This window comes from Microbacterium sp. (genome assembly GCF_052099035.1).
GTDB lineage: Bacteria > Actinomycetota > Actinomycetes > Actinomycetales > Microbacteriaceae > Microbacterium.
In genome coordinates, this window is sequence record NZ_JBQDSX010000031.1 from 36275 (window position 1) to 38393 (window position 2119).

At 67.9% G+C, this 2119-nt stretch carries 4 protein-coding genes; 1 reads left to right on the forward strand and 3 read right to left on the reverse strand.

From position 1 onward, the window contains the following. The 3 genes from ACTIAO_RS10875 to ACTIAO_RS10885 form a co-directional block, all read right to left on the reverse strand. Positions 1 to 275, reverse strand: a 275-nt coding sequence (locus tag ACTIAO_RS10875) for a GNAT family N-acetyltransferase (RefSeq protein WP_441906289.1), incomplete at its 3' end; no start/stop codon positions are given. Between the two features lie 9 nt (positions 276 to 284). Further along, positions 285 to 986 (reverse strand): uracil-DNA glycosylase, encoded by a 702-nt coding sequence (locus ACTIAO_RS10880; protein WP_441906290.1) that lies wholly within the window; start codon positions 984 to 986, stop codon positions 285 to 287. Between the two features lie 5 nt (positions 987 to 991). Further along, entirely contained in the window at positions 992 to 1780 is a 789-nt protein-coding gene (locus ACTIAO_RS10885; RefSeq protein ID WP_441906291.1) for an SDR family oxidoreductase, read from the reverse strand. 148 nt (positions 1781 to 1928) lie between these two features. On the opposite strand from ACTIAO_RS10885, the gene ACTIAO_RS10890 reads away from it, so the two are divergent. After that, positions 1929 to 2119: PLP-dependent transferase (locus ACTIAO_RS10890; protein ID WP_441906292.1), on the forward strand; the 191-nt coding region annotated here is incomplete at its 3' end.

The following is a 2119-nucleotide window of genomic DNA, read 5'->3' on the forward strand; positions in this document are numbered from 1 at the left end:
CCGATCACCTGGTTCGACGGAGTGGCTGCGACGAGGAACGGCAGCTTCAGCTTCGTCAGCTGCGCGAACTTCTCCCGCCAGTAGCGGTGCGTGGAGGCCTTCTCATCGAAGGTGACGGCGGAATTGGCGACGTAGTGGTTGTAGATCGCACGGACGTCGGGCAGATCGCCGACTCTGGCCGGCCGGATCGCGTACGAGAACGTCGCGGGTTCAGGCTCAGCCTCCCGCAGGTGGCGCGGTAATCGGCGACGCTGGTCACCCGGCTCGAACTGCACGCGCTCAGCTTATAGTTCGCCGTCGACGCGCCAGTCCACGGCCGCGGCGCCCTGCTCCTGGAGCAGGGCGTTCGCGCGCGAGAACGGTCGCGATCCGAAGAAGCCGCGGCGGGCCGACAGCGGAGACGGGTGCGCGGAGGCGATCACCGGAGTGTCTGTGAGCATCGGCTGCAGCTTCTCCGCATCCTTGCCCCACAGGATCGCGATGAGCGGCTGATCGCGTGCCACGAGCGCACGGATCGCGAGCTCGGTGACCTGCTCCCAACCCCACCCGCGGTGGGATGCTGCTTCTCCCGGCCGCACGGTGAGCACCCTGTTCAGCAGCAGTACGCCCTGATCACTCCACGCGGTCAAGTCGCCGTGCGGTGCGGGCGGGATGCCGAGGTCGCTCTCGCGCTCGGCGTAGATGTTGGTGAGGCTCCGCGGCAGCGGCCGCACATCGCGGTCGACGGCGAATGAGAGGCCGATCGGGTGACCCGGGGTCGGATACGGATCCTGCCCCGTGATGAGCACGCGCACGTCGGCAAGCGGCCGCTGGAATGCTCGCAGCACGTGCGCACCGTCGGGAAGGTAACCGGTCCCCTCGGATTGCTCGACGCGAAGCCTCTCGCCCAGCGCCCGGATGGTGTCGGCGGCGGGTGCGAGCGCCTGCGCCCACCCCGGATCGATCAGGCCGTCATCGGCGAGCTGTGCCAGCGATCGTGCAGGCACCGGTGTCAGTCCTCGAGCTCCGGGCGCACGCGGAGGGGCCCGCGCGCGAGCAGATGCTGTGCGGACTGGGCGACCGGACGCATGGTGATCAGGTCGAGGTTCACGTGTCCCGGGGCATCCAGGGCATAGCCGATGACATCGGCGACGTCGTGCGCGGTCAGCGGCGCATCGACACCGGCGTAGACGGATTCTGCGGCCACCCGGTCGCCGCCGAGACGGTTGAGCGTGAACTCCTCGGTGTGCACGAGCCCTGGAGCGACCTCGACGACCCTGATCGGCTCGCCGTTGAGTTCCTGACGCAGGGCCTTCACGAGCATCGACTCGGCTGCCTTGGCCGCGTTGTAGCCGCCGCCTCCGGCGTAGGCCGTCTGCGCCGCGGTGGAAGTCACGAAGACCATGTCGGCATGACCGTCGGATGCTGCCGTACGACGCAGTAGCGGAAGGATTCCCGCGACCAGTCGCTGCGTGGCCAGCACGTTGACGTCATACATCCACTGCCAGTCCGCGATGCTGCCGTCCTCGACTCTCTCGGTGCCTCGGGCGCCGCCCGCCACCTGCACGAGCGCATGCACGGGGCCGGCAGCCTCGATCTGGTCGATCAGCGCCGTGACAGCATCCGCATCGGTGAGGTCGCAGGCGACCGCGGAGGCACCTGTCTCCTCGGCCAGAGTGCGCAGGCGATCTGCGCGTCGGGCGACGCCGATCACATCCCATCCGCGATCGCGGAGATCGCGTACCGTCGCCTCACCGATCCCCGAGCTCGCACCCGTCACCACTGCACGCCGTGTCATCATGCCTCCACCGTACGACGTCGCCGCGTGTTTCCGCGCGCGCCGCATGTTACGTAACATTTCCCGCGCGTTGTTGACAGTGGTGTTGTTCCGTACTCTCGCATGAACGGCATCCGCCACATCGACCTCAACTTCCGCCCTGGAGGGACTCATGTCCGCACCCGAGACCTGGCGTTTCGAGACCAAGCAGATCCACTCCGGCGCCGCTCCCGACCCGGTGACGAAGGCTCGCGCGACGCCGATCTACCAGACCACGTCCTACGTGTTCGACAACGCCGACCACGCCGCGAATCTGTTCGCGCTGGCCGAGTTCGGCAACATCTACACGCGCATCCAGAACCC